The 16,542-nt window shown below is 48.8% G+C and carries 10 protein-coding genes; all 10 read right to left on the minus strand.

What is annotated here, in order from left to right; genetic code table 11:
• Window positions 1-125: 125 nt before the first annotated feature.
• Complete coding sequence (locus tag R6H26_RS07385) at window positions 126-965, minus strand: sulfotransferase family protein (protein ID WP_404789620.1); 840 nt, start codon at window positions 963-965, stop codon at window positions 126-128.
• A 94-nt stretch (window positions 966-1,059) separates the two neighbouring features.
• A complete protein-coding gene (locus R6H26_RS07390; RefSeq protein WP_404789621.1) occupies window positions 1,060-2,217 on the minus strand; it encodes a glycosyltransferase family 4 protein in 1,158 nt (385 codons plus the stop codon).
• A gap of 55 nt (window positions 2,218-2,272) precedes the next feature.
• A complete protein-coding gene (locus tag R6H26_RS07395; RefSeq protein WP_404789622.1) occupies window positions 2,273-4,102 on the minus strand; it encodes an ABC transporter ATP-binding protein in 1,830 nt (609 codons plus the stop codon).
• 326 nt (window positions 4,103-4,428) lie between these two features.
• Window positions 4,429-11,274: a DUF4347 domain-containing protein gene (locus R6H26_RS07400; RefSeq protein WP_404789623.1), complete on the minus strand. Its 6,846-nt coding sequence runs from the start codon at window positions 11,272-11,274 to the stop codon at window positions 4,429-4,431.
• A 1,139-nt stretch (window positions 11,275-12,413) separates the two neighbouring features.
• A complete protein-coding gene (locus tag R6H26_RS07405; RefSeq protein ID WP_404789624.1) occupies window positions 12,414-13,760 on the minus strand; it encodes an OB-fold nucleic acid binding domain-containing protein in 1,347 nt (448 codons plus the stop codon).
• Window positions 13,761-14,089: 329 nt separating this feature from the next.
• A complete protein-coding gene (rpmE, locus tag R6H26_RS07410) occupies window positions 14,090-14,296 on the minus strand; it encodes a 50S ribosomal protein L31 (protein ID WP_404789625.1) in 207 nt (68 codons plus the stop codon).
• Window positions 14,297-14,348: 52 nt separating this feature from the next.
• Window positions 14,349-14,762: a 30S ribosomal protein S9 gene (gene rpsI / locus R6H26_RS07415; protein WP_404789626.1), complete on the minus strand. Its 414-nt coding sequence runs from the start codon at window positions 14,760-14,762 to the stop codon at window positions 14,349-14,351.
• On the minus strand, window positions 14,762-15,217 hold the full coding sequence (rplM, locus tag R6H26_RS07420) for a 50S ribosomal protein L13 (protein ID WP_404789627.1): 456 nt from the start codon (window positions 15,215-15,217) through the stop codon (window positions 14,762-14,764). The genes rpsI and rplM overlap by 1 nt, the downstream gene beginning before the upstream one ends.
• A 46-nt stretch (window positions 15,218-15,263) precedes the next feature.
• Complete coding sequence (truA, locus tag R6H26_RS07425) at window positions 15,264-16,139, minus strand: tRNA pseudouridine(38-40) synthase TruA (RefSeq protein WP_404789628.1); 876 nt, start codon at window positions 16,137-16,139, stop codon at window positions 15,264-15,266.
• 41 nt (window positions 16,140-16,180) lie between these two features.
• Entirely contained in the window at window positions 16,181-16,531 is a 351-nt protein-coding gene (rplQ, locus tag R6H26_RS07430; protein ID WP_404789629.1) for a 50S ribosomal protein L17, read from the minus strand.
• Window positions 16,532-16,542 lie beyond the last annotated feature (11 nt).

Consider the following 16,542-nt stretch of genomic DNA (forward strand, 5'->3'; position numbering starts at 1 on the left):
ACTTTGCTTGATGGCGCTTGTACAATCTAACTAATGTTTGAAATAATGGCAAAAGTTTTGGTGTAAATGGAAATGGGGAAAATAATGAAGAAAGGGGTAAGGTCTTCCTCTAAAAGGATCTAAAATTATACTTCTCCCATAGCAATAGCTGAAGAGTCTATTCCAAACTCGGAGATAACTCTATTTACAAACTCAAGCTGATCGTCTTTGAGGTCTTCGGTGCGCCAGCGAAAGCTACTCCGCGGCTTAACCCGTTCGAGTTGAGCATTAATGCTTTCATCTTTTTCCAACTCTAAAAATGCAAGTACCTTATCAAGGTATGTTTTAGGGGAATCGCAAAACTCTTCATATCGGATCTCTAAATAACGATCTGATTGTCCTGAAAGCTTTCGGGCTGAGCTTACATACACCGCCCATCGAAGAATTGCCCTTTTCCACGGACTGAGTGTCGGCCATTCTTTTTGGAATTGCAGTGGTATCAAACGGAACCAAAACACGGAGTGAATTTCGTTCAGCTCGTCTTTGATCCACGCGTGCTTTAGCATTGAAGACGCTACATCGCGAGGATCCCTGACTATGTGGACAAACTTAGCATCCACAAAATAGTTCGCGAGTTCTTCTGCGAGCAAGCTATGTCCAGGTGACTTCTCTAGCAAGCGTTGACCTGATTTAATGCCGCTCAGACGCACTAGTATTTTTTCTAAGTTTGGCAATCCTTTATGAATCAATTCGGGATGTTCGACCACTGACCACATATTGCGGCGCACCGTGTCATTTTCCGAAAAGTTACACAGTTGTGGCGAGAAGCTTAAAACGTCCGTTAAAATGCTAGTCCCAGACCTGCTACTGCCGAGTATAAAAATTGGCCTTTTCAGTTCGGTATTGTACGGCCACGGGAATTGTGCTCTGAGGTACTGCTTGAGAAGCATTTTTCTGAACGAAATTTCTTTTAATAAGTTTTTCATAGATTGGTATGTCCCATTACATAAATACGTAGCATAAGAATTTAAAGAGGTTGACTTCCATGTAGACTCGCATCACGGATAGAGCTTTTGGAAATCAAAGGAGTCCTTCCAATAGTTGGTAAACTGTCTTGCCCGCGATATCCCAAGATAATCGGTTATGATATTCGCTCCAGCTAGAAAAGGCCAGTTCTCGATATTCGGAATAATTGCCGAACACATTAACAATATAATCGCAATATTCTGAGATGTCAGCATCTCGATCGAAAAGTTGTCCGTTAAAACCGTTGCGGATAGCTGTAGGCACGCCACCGATCGATCTGGCAATACAGGGCACCCCCAACGAATTGGCTTCACAAAATACGACGCCAAAGCACTCGGCTAGAGTAGGCAAAATTAGAAAATGAGATTCCATGATTATATTGCGAAGCCGATTGCGGCCCTCATCTGTGCCTTTACTGATAAAACCCAAAGGCTTTACAAAGTCGGGAGTAGGCTCCGGAATGAGGGGGGTGCACCCAATCACAGTCAATTCAACCTTTAGGCCAGACGCATTCAGCTGTTTTGCCACCTCATAGGCGGTGTCTCCCCCTTTTCTTTTCCAATCCATACCGAGAAACAGGAGTTTGCAGACATCGGATGACCTCGCATCTATCCTCCGACTGATGTCTTCGAATTTTATCTCGGTGTCGATATTGGCTCCAAAAGGCACGACTTTTACTTTGTTAGGATCTGCACCATAAGCTTCAATAGCTGTCTTGGCTGCCCAGTCAGATGCATAAATGGCTAGACTGCATTTTTGCAAAGCATTCTCTTCTAGCCAGTTCCACTCTCGCATTACGCTCTCATCCAGATTCGTATATTGCTCGTAAAAATTGTGCAGTCCGGCAAAAGTTGCATCAGCCCAGAAGACAACCGGACGATCGCATTCTAAGTAAGCAGTCGGAATGCTCGTAGCACTAAAGACAACATCTGCGTCGGAATTTTTAAGCTTCTGGCTGATTTGTCGAGCATAATTTTTAAGCATCCAAGGATCTGCATTCGGCAAGTAAGTTTTCTTATTAATAAATTTGCAATAAGCTTTTTTGAATTTATAAATCCCCTTAAAGATCTCAGGTTCGTTCAAAGGGCCCATATAGTCGAGGACAACCTGTTGCTTGAGAAGTGACTGAGCAATGTAGTAACCCAGGCCAGACCACTCTTTTCTACCTTGAAGACTTCGAGAATCATAGGGAGTTACATATGCTACTTTCATCAATTATTACCTGCACGCCTAGAAATTAAAATAGGTGCTCTGAAATCCATTTAGCTCATACCTGTTCGCCTCTTAAGATGACTTCATCGTAGTTGCCGAAATTTTTAATTTTCCCATTTTCTAACTTATAAATCTGTTGGCAATCTTTGACGGTCGTCAATCTATGAGCAATGATAATAATTGTCTTCCGTCCCATTAAATCTCTGATGGAATCAGTGACCAACTTTTCAGTCTCATTGTCAAGCGCTGCAGTTGCCTCGTCCAGCACCAATATTTCTCGTTCGTGATATAAGGCTCTGGCAATACCCACTCTCTGCCTCTGCCCTCCAGACAGTAACACTCCTCGCTCTCCTACTACAGTTTCCAGGCCGTGGGGCAATTTCTCGATCACTTCAGTAAGTTGGGCCGCATCGATCGCCATCTTTAACTGCTCCCGATCGACGAGAGCATCGGGAACTCCAAAGGCAATATTTCTCTCTAAAGTTTCATCGGTGAGAAAAATAGTTTGAGGAATATATCCGATCGAGTTTTGCCAAGCACGCAGATTTTGATATATGGAAACGCCATCTACCTTAATATCGCCGACCTGGGGAATCAGCAAGCCCAATATGATATCTACCAGAGTTGTTTTTCCAGCCCCAGATTTACCAATAAAGGCAATTGATTCACCTTTTTTGATCGTTAAAGAAAGCTCCGAAACAGCATGAGCTGAAGAGCCAGGATAACTATAGGTCAAATTATTCAAGGAAATTTCTTTGGTAAAATTTAAATGAGCGCGCGCGTTCTCTTTAGAGAAATCGGGTTCAAAGGAATTTTTAGATAATTGAGGTAGGTTCAACTGATTTTGATTTAAAGTTTGTTTTTCCTTGAAATTCTCGAGCTCTTTTAAGTCAGCATATATTTGATTGATTGTATAACTTGAATTCCTCAATTGATTGACGCCAACAATCGAGTTACTAATAGCAGGTAGCAGTCGAATCGAAGCTAGTGCGTAGACACCTAGTACGGAAGTTATATTGTCAATTCCAATGCCTAGAAGTAGGGAAACGGAAATGATCGCCACGATGCTTAAAACCATCGCACATTCAGTTACAAACCGGGGCAAGATTTTAAACGAAGCAAAGTTACCATGTGAGTGCTCGAGTAGCTTTGCTTGAGCAATAATTTGCTCTTCAAAATAGCTTTCACAACCTATGATTTTTGTCTCCTTGATGCCGCCAAAGGCATGATTGATAATTCGAACAATATTTTCTTTGCTTCTAAGTACTTCTTTGCCCCAGCGGTTAATCCGATCTTTGAAAGAATTAAAGAAAATAAACACTGGTAATAGAACTGCTAATAAAACTACCATTACGGATATACTGGTGGCGCAAAGCAGGAAGAATAAAGATGTAGAAACAAAAATGTTTGCTGTAGTTGTTAGTAAAGGTGTAAGAATTGAGTTGGTGAATGAATTAGATATCTCGATTATCATACCAATAATAGAAGAGCTATTCTTCTTCGTATGGTATATGTATGAAGCAGCAAGGTATTCGCGAGACATCTTGACGATCAACAGTCTTTGTTGGCGATCGCTAAACCTAACGATGTAGGATTGTGTAAACCAAGCTCCAAGGGTTTTGACGATAAAGGCTCCCATTACTAAGGAGCCAATAAATGCAACAAACTGGTGCTCTTGCTGAATCCCTGAGATACTAAAAAGTTTGCTCAAAAATAGATTTTTAGAGATAAGACTAAAATCATTGGCAAGGGCAATAAACGGTCCAATGACTCCAATGCCAATAACTTCAAGGACTGAAGTAAACAAAAATAAGATTAATATGATTAACAGTTTGCTGGTTGGGGCTGGAAGAATCTCTAAAAGCTTCTTGAGAGTTCCCTGCATAATTTGCTGCCATGGTTAACGAACTAAATGCCTTTACAGTAATTATAAATTCAAACACTATAAAGCAGTATAGACGTAAATAAAGCCACGGAACACTGACTCGGTCCATCACCTGTCGACGTCCAAGCATCATCCACTAAAAAAGATTAACCACGGACTAACTCATCCCCCTATGAAGCGCGCTCTCCTTGTCCCTTATCCCAAGCTAATTGCAAAGGGGGCCGGCAACAAGAAAGTGCTGGCCCCCTAGAGTTGGACTGCGAGTCTCCATCAATCATAGATCGAGCACTTTGAAGAAACTGTTCGTCAAGATGCCCTTTGATCATTTATGCAAAGAGGGGTTTGAATGCATCCGGGATGGTGGAAACTTGCCCGCCGCTTTGCACGACAACATCTGCTAGTCCGTCAGGGCCAAGGATTCCCGACAGTGTCGCTTGATCCAGGCCCGATAGATCGGGGAGAATTCCTCGAATCCGGTTGGAAGAGATGCCAGTTATCGTGATGGCCTGATCGGCAATCGTCACTGTTGTATTCGTTGGATTGAAGTTGACACCCCCAATTACAAACTCAGTCCCCGCTGGTGCTCGCCAAGGGTGAATATCCCATGCGGTTGCACCAGTTGGATTGAGCAGCGGATCCGGCGTAGCGACTGTAATGTAGTCCGCAGTGTAGTCAATCCCCACAACTGCACCTCCAGGGCCGGTAAGAATGTCAAGACCATCCGCCATGCCTGTAATCGAAGTCACCTGAAGCGATTGGTCGCCACTCGAGTCGAGCTTGACATTCCAAACCTGCTGCTTCCACTTCTGAGCAAATAGGTTTCCATAAAGTTGTCCGTTGAATGCTAGCGACCGATATTCAGTAATCCCAACAGTAGCAGAGTTTACGACTGCTAAAGGAGCTGTATATTCACCTGGAATGCTTGCTGTAAAGGCGCTGCGATAGACGTTCTGTCGGTCATCAGTCCGACCGCGGTTGCGATTGGGATGCCCGTAGTAGTTACCTTCTTCGATCAGGTTAATCTCATCCGGAACATTTTGAGTAAAGGGAATTTCGGTATTGGCTCCCGTCGAGACATCGCCAAAATTTACGTTAGGGCCATTATCCGTTGCGTACAACTGACCTTTGGTACTCCAAGTAATATCAAAGGGATTGCGAAGTCCGCTCGCGTATATCGATACATCTGTTCCTGGCTTCATAGAAGCCCATTGACCGTAACTCTGGCTGGTTGCAGGATCGAAAGTCAGACCGGAGATGACCGGTGCATCAGGGGAGAGTTCGTACTCAATTGCCCCATTAAAGTTAGGTTTAGTGATTTCAGCTTTGAGTATGGCTGCAGTTGTGGGAGATTCGGATAAGCCTCCAATTTTCGTGGCAGTGATCCCTGCATTCGTATTTCCGCCCACTGCAATTAACAGGTTACCCTCATCGTCGAAGTCGAGGCCGTTGACGCCGTGGTCGTGGTTAGAGACCCCAATGCCAGTTACGAGGGGTGTATGTACGTCGAAGTTAGGCCCTTCTAGAACAGAAACTTGACCGCTATAGGGGAAAAAAGTGGTTAGAAGTTCGTTGTTCTTTGCCGCACCTGTATCGTAATAAAGCGCGCTATGCGCAACGTAGATCTTGGGCTGCTGACCGGGGCCAAATTCAAAAGGATTAAACGCAATTCCCAAAATATCGTTGTTGTAAAGCCCAGATAAAGTTGTAATGACTTGAGTATTGACAACGTTGTAGTTGTCATCAAACGTGATGGCCTTGATTTCGCCTTCAATAGTACCAACGTACAATCGACCATCTGGCCCCCAAGTGCCGACAGTAGGAGCAATCAGGCTTGGGTCGGTGATCACTTTTTGGCTGAAGGCGATCGGTACGCTTTCGTTGTCTGAGATCGTGACCGTGAGCGGATCGATGGCTAAGCCGTTATAGCTGGGATCTGCGGAAGTTACCGTATGGTTAATTGTGGCCAGATGAACCCCTTCTGAATTCGCGTCATCCACCGCACTGACATTGACGACTTGAGGAATATTCCAATTTGCGGGGGTAAATGTTAGCGATGTTACACCAGTGCTAATCTGATTGGCCGGACTATTTTGCAGCGCGATCGTGACATTCGATGTAGGCTGACTGTTCAGGACAAGCGTGTAAGAGTCGCCAGCCCCTGCTTCTGCAACTTGAGTCGCGTTTCCCGTGATTCCGAGCAGCACTTCCGCCCCGGAAACGGGCTTGATCGCCAACCCTGCGATGACAGCGTCATTTAGAACGGAGTTGAAATCGATATTTAGGATTCCATCGTTCACAGAAGCCGTGATAGTCGTTTTATCAGGGCCTTGAATTACCTTAGCAGTGTTTTCTCCCTCTAAAAAGGCATTCTTAATTTCACCGTAGACATCAAAGTTATCGAAAATGAGCGCTCCTTCAACAGACACATCGAACGATCGCTGTTCGAAGTCGCTGTACTCCAGCTCTGAAAGATGGAAATCGATGTTGTAGTTGCCGTTTGCGACCGGAATAGCATAGGAGAAACTATTTCCTTTTCGCTGCGTTTGGTAAATGGTATCGGTTAGGGTGTTGTCGATGGGAATTCCGCTTCCAGTCGTGAAAGCGCTGCCACCCGTAAAATAGGTATCTGCCAACCAAAGTTTGCCACTGGCATCTAAGACGCTATTTCCGCCCGAATTAATGCGAATCGCATCATCGGCAGGCAGGGGATTGACAACTGAAACGGTTAAAGTGGCATCAATAAAGAATCCATCCGTATCCGTTGCCCGGACAGTAATATCCGCCACGCCCTCTTCTTCTGAAGGAGCGTCTAGAACGAGATTGCCCCCATTTACAGTAGCTGTAACTAAGGAAGGGTTGGTAATGTTGAGAACAGTGTAAGTCAGCGCTGAATCTGGATCTTGCAGATCTGCAAAAGACAGACCCAAATTAATTTGCGTGTCATCGGACCCCGCTGCGATCGCGACGTCTGGAATGCCTATGGTAGAGGGATTCTCTAAAGGATCCACGACATTTAAAAAAAGACTCCCAAGCTCTTGAGCCGCCACCGAGTTGGGCACGATCCAGGTATCGAACACCTCGTCACCGCGAACTTCGATGGTGTAATTTCCTCGATCGGCCAGCGTCCATCCGCCTGCTGGTGCGGCAATCTCATAGGTAACCTGAAGGGGCGTGCCGTTTCCAGAGGGAGGATTGATGCCGACTAGAGTAACCCCAATGGGCTGCCCACCTACTCTGGTAACGCGGACATCGACGGGATCCAAGCTAGATGCATCAATAGCTATATTGTCAGAGTACGTGACGGTAAAGCGCGCACCCTGCGTGCTGCCAACATTCAAGGTAGATAGGCCGCTTGTCGCAAGGCTAGCTGTTGGAGCTGTTAAGTCTTCTTTAGAAACGAGCTCGAAGTAGTCGAGATTGAAACCTGAGGAGGTCATGTTAACCCGCATGGTTTGGGGACCCGCGTTCAACGTGACGTTGGGAATGACGATATCTTGCCAAGCCGTCCAGCCATTGGTTTTGGGAATGGCGACGCTGTAGGTTTGTCCGGCAATAACAACTTGAAGCGATTTACCCGTGAGGTTCGTGGCAGCCCGCACGACCAAGTCGTATATTCCGGCAGAGGGGACCGTGAAGGCGTAGTTCAAGTACTCGGCTTTATTGTTATCCCCGACGTAGAACCCACCCGCAGGGTTGACGAACACATCGACATCGTCAGTGAAGCCAGGTGCCCCACCAATGTTGCCTGCTGTCTTGTCGAGATATGCAACACCGTTGGCACCCTTGGTATAGCTCTCCGCTTCGATGCGAATGTTTCCACCTGGGGGGACAACGCCATTGACGGTGACGCCAAAGGTAGTTTCGGCAAAGAGTCCTGCGGGGTCTGTGGCGCGCACGGTGATGTTGCTGTTGCCGGTACCAGCTGCGGTATAGTCGAGGGTCAGCGCACCAGTGGCGGGGTTAATCGCGATGGCATCGAAGAGAGCTGGGTTAGTGTTGCCCGCGATGGTATAGGTCAGACCCGTGTCGGGAGTTTGAGCGTCGGCGAAGGCATCGAACAGGTTAATGACCGTGTTGGCAGCGCCTGCGGCGACGGTTACGTTCGCTATACCACTGGTGGTGGGGGCAGTGTTGCCAGGTGCATTGACGGTGACGCCAAAGGTCGTTTCGGCAAAGAGTCCTGCGGGGTCTGTGGCGCGCACGGTGATGTTGCTGTTACCGGTCCCGGCTGCGGTGTAGTCGAGGGTCAGCACACCAGTGGCGGGGTCAATGGTGATGGCATCGAAGAGAGCTGGGTTAGTATTGCCCGCGATGGTATAGGTCAGACCCGTGTCGGGGGTTTGAGCGTCGGCGAAGGCATCGAACAGGTTAATGACCGTGTTGGCAGCGCCTGCGGCGACGGTTACGTTTGCGATACCACTGGTGGTGGGGGCAGTGTTGGCGATCCCACCTTGAGGTCTTAATTCGAAGTAGTCGAGATTGAAACCTGAGGAGGTCATGTTAACCCGCATGGTTTGGGGACCCGCGTTCAACGTGACGTTGGGAATGACGATATCTTGCCAAGCCGTCCAGCCATTGGTTTTGGGAATGGCGACGCTGTAGGTTTGTCCGGCAATAACAACTTGAAGCGATTTACCCGTGAGGTTCGTGGCAGCCCGCACGACCAAGTCGTATATTCCGGCAGAGGGGACCGTGAAGGCGTAGTTCAAGTACTCGGCTTTATTGTTATCCCCGACGTAGAACCCACCCGCAGGGTTGACGAACACATCGACATCGTCAGTGAAGCCAGGTGCCCCACCAATGTTGCCTGCTGTCTTGTCGAGATATGCAACACCGTTGGCACCCTTGGTATAGCTCTCCGCTTCGATGCGAATGTTTCCACCTGGGGGGACAACGCCATTGACGGTGACGCCAAAGGTAGTTTCGGCAAAGAGTCCTGCGGGGTCTGTGGCGCGCACGGTGATGTTGCTGTTGCCGGTACCAGCTGCGGTATAGTCGAGGGTCAGCGCACCAGTGGCGGGGTTAATCGCGATGGCATCGAAGAGAGCTGGGTTAGTGTTGCCCGCGATGGTATAGGTCAGACCCGTGTCGGGAGTTTGAGCGTCGGCGAAGGCATCGAACAGGTTAATGACCGTGTTGGCAGCGCCTGCGGCGACGGTTACGTTCGCTATACCACTGGTGGTGGGGGCAGTGTTGCCAGGTGCATTGACGGTGACGCCAAAGGTCGTTTCGGCAAAGAGTCCTGCGGGGTCTGTGGCGCGCACGGTGATGTTGCTGTTACCGGTCCCGGCTGCGGTGTAGTCGAGGGTCAGCACACCAGTGGCGGGGTCAATGGTGATGGCATCGAAGAGAGCTGGGTTAGTATTGCCCGCGATGGTATAGGTCAGACCCGTGTCGGGGGTTTGAGCGTCGGCGAAGGCATCGAACAGGTTAATGACCGTGTTGGCAGCGCCTGCGGCGACGGTTACGTTTGCGATACCACTGGTGGTGGGGGCAGTGTTGGTATTCGGATCGCCAGCATTGGCATGAATCAGATAAATCGGCTCGCTTACGGGTCCCAAGGGTTTTTGATTGCCGTCAATAATCGAGGCAACTAAACCGATTGGAAGTTTATCGTCTCCGGGGAAAGTCAACGTTCCGCCTGGTGCACCAAAGTTAAACAACGACGTGATGTCTTGCTGGGTACCATCTAGCAGAACATCCACGGTCTGAAACTGAATTGCATTATTCGCGGGGAATGGCGAACCCACAAACTTTTCTGACAGGTTAATAGGGTTGCCATTGGGATCGATATAGGGAAAGGGTTGGATAAATCCTTTCGCCAAGACAATGCGAGCGGTATCTCCCGCTTGGCCTGAAACCAAAACCTGGATATTAGACTGAGTGTAGGAGCCAGAACCTCCGGCTGCGAGGCCGTTAACGGTTAAGGCGACTTGCTTGTTTGGGCTTGCTTGCGAGGCAATGGTCCGACTGCCACCCTGGGAACCATCTCCCATTAGCTCTCCAACTGCCGTCGTACCGTCAGTGAACAGCACGTGAACTTTAGAATTAATCAATTCTGCCCCAGAAACTCCGCCAATGTCCCAAGAATCTAAGAGCGGTTGACTGCCGTTGATGTCTTTCACAACTTTCGGAAGACCAACAATGGAGTTGGCGTCCATGTCAACGCCGAAGGAAATCTGTTCGTTAAAGTTAAAGCCTTGGTTAATATTCGGGTCGAAGGTCAGCCGCATTCCTTCATAGCCAGAGGTTCCACCGATGCCATAAAACGGCATCAGAACGTCTGCACTTCCTGGAACAAAGACACCAGTTCCACCAGTATTTCCATTTTTAAGTGTAAAGCCGCGAAAAAGGGTGTCCCCAGCCAGTCCAACGGGATCGAAGACGGTATCGGGGAACAGCGCATCAGTGACGTCAAAATAGACGGCGGCGATACGCTTATTGCCAATATTTTTGACTTGAAAAGAGCCTGTACCGTAATTAGAGTGCTGGATACCGCTGTTTAGCGTGATTGTAACTTCAACCGCGCCTACTTGCCCGGCTACTATAGGATCGACGGGAGCGATTCCCGCAAACGCTTCAATTTCGTCAGCCATAAGAGTGAAACCGTAATTTTCAAGACTGGCAGGATAAAACGCTAAAACAGGAGTGAATAGAGCTGTTTTGACATCGAGATTCCAATCGCCCCCCTTTGCCCTACACCCCGTTGGAGTGGTTGAGGCTGCAACAGATGCTCCGGTGAGCGCGCCTAGTTTTTGAATAAAGGCCGAGCCGCGATCGCCCTTCCCTACACAGCAGCCATAGAGAAGAATTTGCGCGTCAGTAGATAGTGCATTTGCCCAGCTTTTCAATTGGGCTCGATACCGATCGATTCCTGCAAGGTCGAGTCGAACGGAACCCAAATCTAATCTGCCAGGGCTACCGTGAGAAACAATGTGGAGGGCATTTAGGTTTTGAAATTGATGGATAGCTCTGTCGAGCTGAAAAATGCCGTCAGCATCTGGATTGAGGACTATAACTGCGGCATCTGCAACTAAACCTGCAATCAGTTGAGTGTGGTCTTCAACGCTCGGATCGATGATGACTAGTTGAGTTACTCGATCGGCTCGGACATTCGTTGATAAATGGTTGCCTTCAATATCGGAACGGAATTTTAAACCAGAAAATATCACAATGTTGCCCTCCTCAAATCAAGAAAATAAATGCTTTTCGAGGCATTTATACGCATATAAAAAGTACAAATTGCAACGTCAACTCAAGCAACCAATGCAGTTGCCTGACTTGTTAAAAGGACCGTAGTTAGATTGTCGTAATGATTTTATTCGAGAAATTATTTATACATGCACATAAATGTTGTGCCGCAGTAAAGTTGACCGAAAAAACATCACAAAGACCTGTCAAACATATGAGAAAATCATATGATTCCTGTCGATTCTTAAGAATTCAAAAATCGATCTTAAAAATGTCATTGTCAAATTAGTTTCATGCAAAAACATGAAACACAACGAACGCAATATTTAAAGCGCTGTTGAAAAAATTAGATCGTATCTATATGTATTAAGTAAAACTGGCGCAGCATAAGCATTATGGCGAAAGTAACTTGCTGGAAAAGTTTCGGTTTATCGATCTTGACAGATGAAATCCTGTGCATGAGGTGTCATGCACAAAAAGATCTTCAAGCATAGGAATATTTAATTTGGGCTTGCGATTGCATTCGTCTCAAAAGAGATCGATGCTAATCTTTCAAGCCAAGCAATCTTTGGGTTGCCACACAAAATTTTAATAACAACTACTATCTATCTCAACGTTAGATAGCCTTCAGTCGCTATACCCCCCCACGTCCAGCCGATCTTTTCCCCCCGTCATCAGCTGTCTCATGGTTATTTTACCAACTTAGTCTTTTTTTCTCCAAAGTGTCAATAGACGTCAATCCAGTACCCTATAAAGATTAAGCTGTATTTACACTGTCTATACATTTATCTCGGTTCAAACTTTTCTCAGAAAGGTTTGAACCGAGGTTTATTTTACTTCTAGGTTACGAGTAGTTGTCGCACTTTTACCCCTTGGGATAGCGATGGGCTGCCTCTGTAATAAGAAAGGGGCTATCAGTTCTTCCTCTCTGCACGTACCCGAATCGTTCGACGGACAACGTTGACTGGCGATCTTAAAGAAACTCAGATAAGAGGTTGCTGAAAAAGGAACGAAGCAGGGCCTCGCTTACTTCAACCCAAATATTTTGGGCGCCATCGAAATAGCCCAATCCCGACAGCACCAGTTTATTGCCTGCAACTTACTCGAATAAGGGTTTGGCTCAGGCAACAGGTACATTTTGCATTAAGCCGTAGGCCATCGCCTTAAACCCCGCCCTATTTAGGGCTTCGACAGTTGCTGTTTCGTCTGGCACTCTAAACTGCACGCCCAAACGCACCAGTTGGTTTTGACTGACGCCTTTGATTTTTGCAACTACCGCTACCTTAGGGCTGCCACCTTCCTCTACTTGCGATCGCAGAACTTCTTTGAGTTGTTGTTGGCGCTGAATATTGGCTGCATCCTGAGCGGGAATCTCGACCATCACGAACCGAACGTCTTCAATGGGTTCGGCGTCTTCGATAATAAACTGGGTCCGCTCGTCCCGTCGGTCTACTTTCCCCCACACCATCAAGCGACGGTCGGCTGCGATATGCTGGCTGATGCGCTCTAAGCTTTTGGGAAAGATCACGGCTTCTGCTTTGCCCGTCAGGTCTTCGAGCTGCACGATCGCCATGCGATCGCCCTTTTTAGTGACAATCGGCTTTACTTCCGTCAGCAGCACGATGGCGCTGAGGGTGATGTTATCGGCTTGGGTATCCAAGTGGCTGAGGCTGACGGGTGCCATGATGCGAGAAGGTTGCTCGATTTCGCGCAGAGGGTGGTTGGAGATATAAAACCCCAGCAGATCTTTTTCGAGTTTTAGCTTTTCACCCTCGGGAAAATCTACAACGGGAGCGGCTTTGGGAGCGGTATCGATGCTTGAGGGCGCACCCTCGTTGCTGCCCATCATGTCAAACAGATTGCCTTGACCGACTGCGCGATCGCGGGCGCGGGATTGGACCCAGTCTAAAATGACATCCAGATCTTGGCTGAGTTGATTGCGATTGGGATCTAGACAGTCCATGGCGCCGCAGTGGATTAATGCTTCTAGGGCGCGGCGGTTGACGATTTTGGGATCGATGCGATCGCAGAGGTCGGCCAAGGACTGAAAGGGGCCTCCCACCTCCCGCGCTGCCAAGATATTTTCGATCGCCCCTTGGCCGACATTGCGAACGGCTGAAAAGCCAAACAAAATACTCGTTTCTAGGGGCGTAAAATCTACGCCAGATTGGTTGATGTGGGGCGGATCGACTCCAATGCCCATGTTGAGACAGGTCGTAATGTAGCGCGGAATCTTATCTTGATCGCCGCTGTTGGCAGTTAGCAGGGCGGCCATGTACTCTACGGGGTAATTGGCCTTCAGGTAGGCGGTTTGATAGGTGACGTATCCGTAGGCCGTGGAGTGAGATTTATTAAAGCAGTTGGACGCCACCAAGCCGGACTGGACCGCGAAGTTATGATCCTGCGCTAAGCCTAGGTCGTAGACGGGTTGGAACCCCAGCGATCGCCGTCTAATAATCTTTACCACCGCGCTTTTTCCTCCAGGTACTTGAGTGGAGAGACCGCAACGTTCGATCTTCTCCCATATCCGCTTCAGTTCAAACCTATTGCCTGTCCTAGAAGGTTGCGGCAATTGCTTCAAAATTATTGCAATGATTGTTGCCTCTCTACCAAATTTTACTCGCATTCAAGATAAATCTGGCTCATGACGAGATCTTGCTGGCGCTGGACGTTCTCGCACTTCAACGCTTATTCCAAGGCGATCGATACAAACGCGCTTGTCCTGACATAGCAAAAAGGTGCCCTTCGCAAAAAGGACACCTCTATTCAAGCCAGTTAATGCAAGCAGGGAGTGATTTACTTCATGCCATACTTGCGCTTGAATCGCTCGACGCGACCTTCGGTATCGATTAACTTCTGGGTACCAGTATAAAATGGGTGGTTCCCAGACCAAATATCTACATTGAGTTCGGGTCTTGTCGACCCAACCGTCATCACCACTTCGCCATCGCAAAAAACCTTGGCTTCGGGGTACCATTCGGGGTGAATTCCAGGCTTTGCCATCGTCCTATCTCCTATTTGCTTGCAACAAAAACCGACAAATCCAAATCCAGATTTAACGCTTCGAGTACTGAGGCGCTTTTCGGGCCTTGCGAAGACCGTACTTTCTCCGCTCCTTCGCGCGGGGATCGCGGGTCAAGTAACCTTCAATTTTTAAAGGTTTGCGATTATCGGGGTCGAGCTGACAGAGCGCCCGCGCTACACCCATTCGGATTGAATCTGCCTGTCCGGTCAATCCACCACCCTTCGCATTGGCGATAATATCGTATTCGCCTTCTAGGCCCAAGGTTTCTAAAGGAGCCTTAGCCAAAGAAAGATAAGTCGGATTGAACTGAAGGTACTCTTCTCCAGGCTTGCCGTTGACGATCAGCTTTCCCGTTCCAGGCACCAAACGCACGCGAACGATCGATGTTTTACGGCGGCCCGTGCCAGCGTAAGAAACGCGCTTGGAAGAATCAGTCGTTTGCATTATTGGTTCGCTCCTGGAATAGTTTCAATCTTCAAAATTTCTGGCTGCTGGGATTGGTGGGGATGATCTGGGCCAGCATAGACCTTGAGCTTGGTAAAGAGCTGGCGACCCAGGCTGTTCTTAGGCAGCATCCCTTTAACGGCTTTCTCGACGATCCGTTCCGGCAGACGCTTTTGCAGATCGGCAAAGGTTTCTTCCTTCATTCCGCCAGGGCGACCGGAGTGGCGACGGTAAAGCTTTTGCTCGCTCTTTTTGCCCGTCACGCCCACCTTATCGGCGTTGATGACGATCACAAAATCGCCCGTGTCCATGAACGGCGTGTAGTGGGGCTTATTTTTGCCGCGCAGCACCATTGCAATCTGAGTGGCCAAGCGACCCAAACGCTGGTCGGCAGCGTCTACGACGTACCATTTTTGGTCGGCAGCGGCAGCGGTCGGTAAGTGAGTTTTTTCCATTGTCTATCTCAATTCGGGCTTCAAAACGTTGATACATGTCGGTCGGCTAGGAGACTGAACCGACATAAAGATGGGTGGTTGGCGGGTCCGACAACACGAAGTTAGGGAAGGTATCAAACCAAACCTCTGGCGGGAATGGGAAGTCTGGGTACCCCACCCTCAGCAAACACAGTCCCTTTGCAGGGGCGGCGTGTTTGACTTCATGGCGCTGCTCTGTTTGCCAGATTTCAGTGAAGGCTTCCGGCGATCGCAGTCCCGCCCCCACCTGTACCAGCTGCCCCACCAGCAGCCGCATCATGCCGTACAAAAAGCCGCTGGCCTGAACCTCAATCTGAAGCAGCGACCCAGCCCCGACATTCGTCACAGGCTCGCAGCTTGCGGCTTGGACGTCCACCCAAGAATGCCGTCGGCTGGATCCCGCTCGGTGAAATGCTGAGAGGTGATGGCGACCCACCAACGGCTTCAGGGCAAACTGCATCCGTTCGACATCTAAAGGGTGGTGGTAGTAGTGCCAAGTGTAGGGTTGCAAAAACAGATTCGGACGGGCATCTCTATAAAGCGTATAGCGGTAGCGCCGCCACAGCGCCGAAAACCGAGCGTGCCAGCTTGAGGACACCGCTGCCGAAGCGCGAATTAAAACATCGTCCGGCAGCCGCGCGTTCAAAACGCTGGCCCAACGAGCTGGCGGAATGGGTGACGCCACCTCAAAGTGCGCCACCTGAGCCGCTGCATGAACCCCCGTGTCCGTCCGTCCCGCACCGTGAAGCGTTACGGGATAGCCAACCACAGATGCGATCGCCTGTTCGATGTCCGCCTGAACGCTCCGGTGATGAGGCTGACGCTGCCAACCGTGAAAGCGAGTGCCCAGGTACTGAATGACCAGGGCAACGCGTTGCACGGAAGGAAGAATCGTAGACACCATAAATTTGCGGCGTTTGCTTTGTGCCAGGAGTTTTTGCTGGCTTAGGTTAGCTCGATGATGGACATTTCGGCAGCGTCGCCGCGACGGGGCACGGTGCGGATAATGCGGGTATATCCCCCATTCCGGTTCCCGTAGCGCTCGTTCACCGTCTCAAACAGGGCATGGACGAGCTGCTTGTCGTAGATGTAACCTAACGCTCGTCTTCGAGCTGCAAGGGTTCCTTCTTTGGCCAAGGTGATCATATGCTCTGCTTCAGAACGCACTGCACGCGCTCTTGCCTTGGTGGTCGTAATCCGACCGTGACGGATCAGCTCTGTCGTTAAGGCTCTCAGCAACGCTTTGCGCTGATCGGCGGGTTTACTTAATTGATGCACGCGACAACGATGACGCATATCGACCTATT

Source organism: Altericista sp. CCNU0014 (genome assembly GCF_044923475.1).
Lineage (GTDB): Bacteria > Cyanobacteriota > Cyanobacteriia > Thermosynechococcales > Thermosynechococcaceae > JAAURS01.

Coding starts and splice junctions, on each gene's coding strand:
- R6H26_RS07385 (WP_404789620.1), bottom strand. CDS start 965: ATGAAAAACTTATTAAAAGAAATTTCGTTCAGAAAAATGCTTCTCAAG.
- R6H26_RS07390 (WP_404789621.1), bottom strand. CDS start 2,217: ATGAAAGTAGCATATGTAACTCCCTATGATTCTCGAAGTCTTCAAGGT.
- R6H26_RS07395 (WP_404789622.1), bottom strand. CDS start 4,102: ATGCAGGGAACTCTCAAGAAGCTTTTAGAGATTCTTCCAGCCCCAACC.
- rpmE (WP_404789625.1), bottom strand. CDS start 14,296: ATGGCAAAGCCTGGAATTCACCCCGAATGGTACCCCGAAGCCAAGGTT.
- rpsI (WP_404789626.1), bottom strand. CDS start 14,762: ATGCAAACGACTGATTCTTCCAAGCGCGTTTCTTACGCTGGCACGGGC.
- rplM (WP_404789627.1), bottom strand. CDS start 15,217: ATGGAAAAAACTCACTTACCGACCGCTGCCGCTGCCGACCAAAAATGG.
- truA (WP_404789628.1), bottom strand. CDS start 16,139: ATGGTGTCTACGATTCTTCCTTCCGTGCAACGCGTTGCCCTGGTCATT.
- rplQ (WP_404789629.1), bottom strand. CDS start 16,531: ATGCGTCATCGTTGTCGCGTGCATCAATTAAGTAAACCCGCCGATCAG.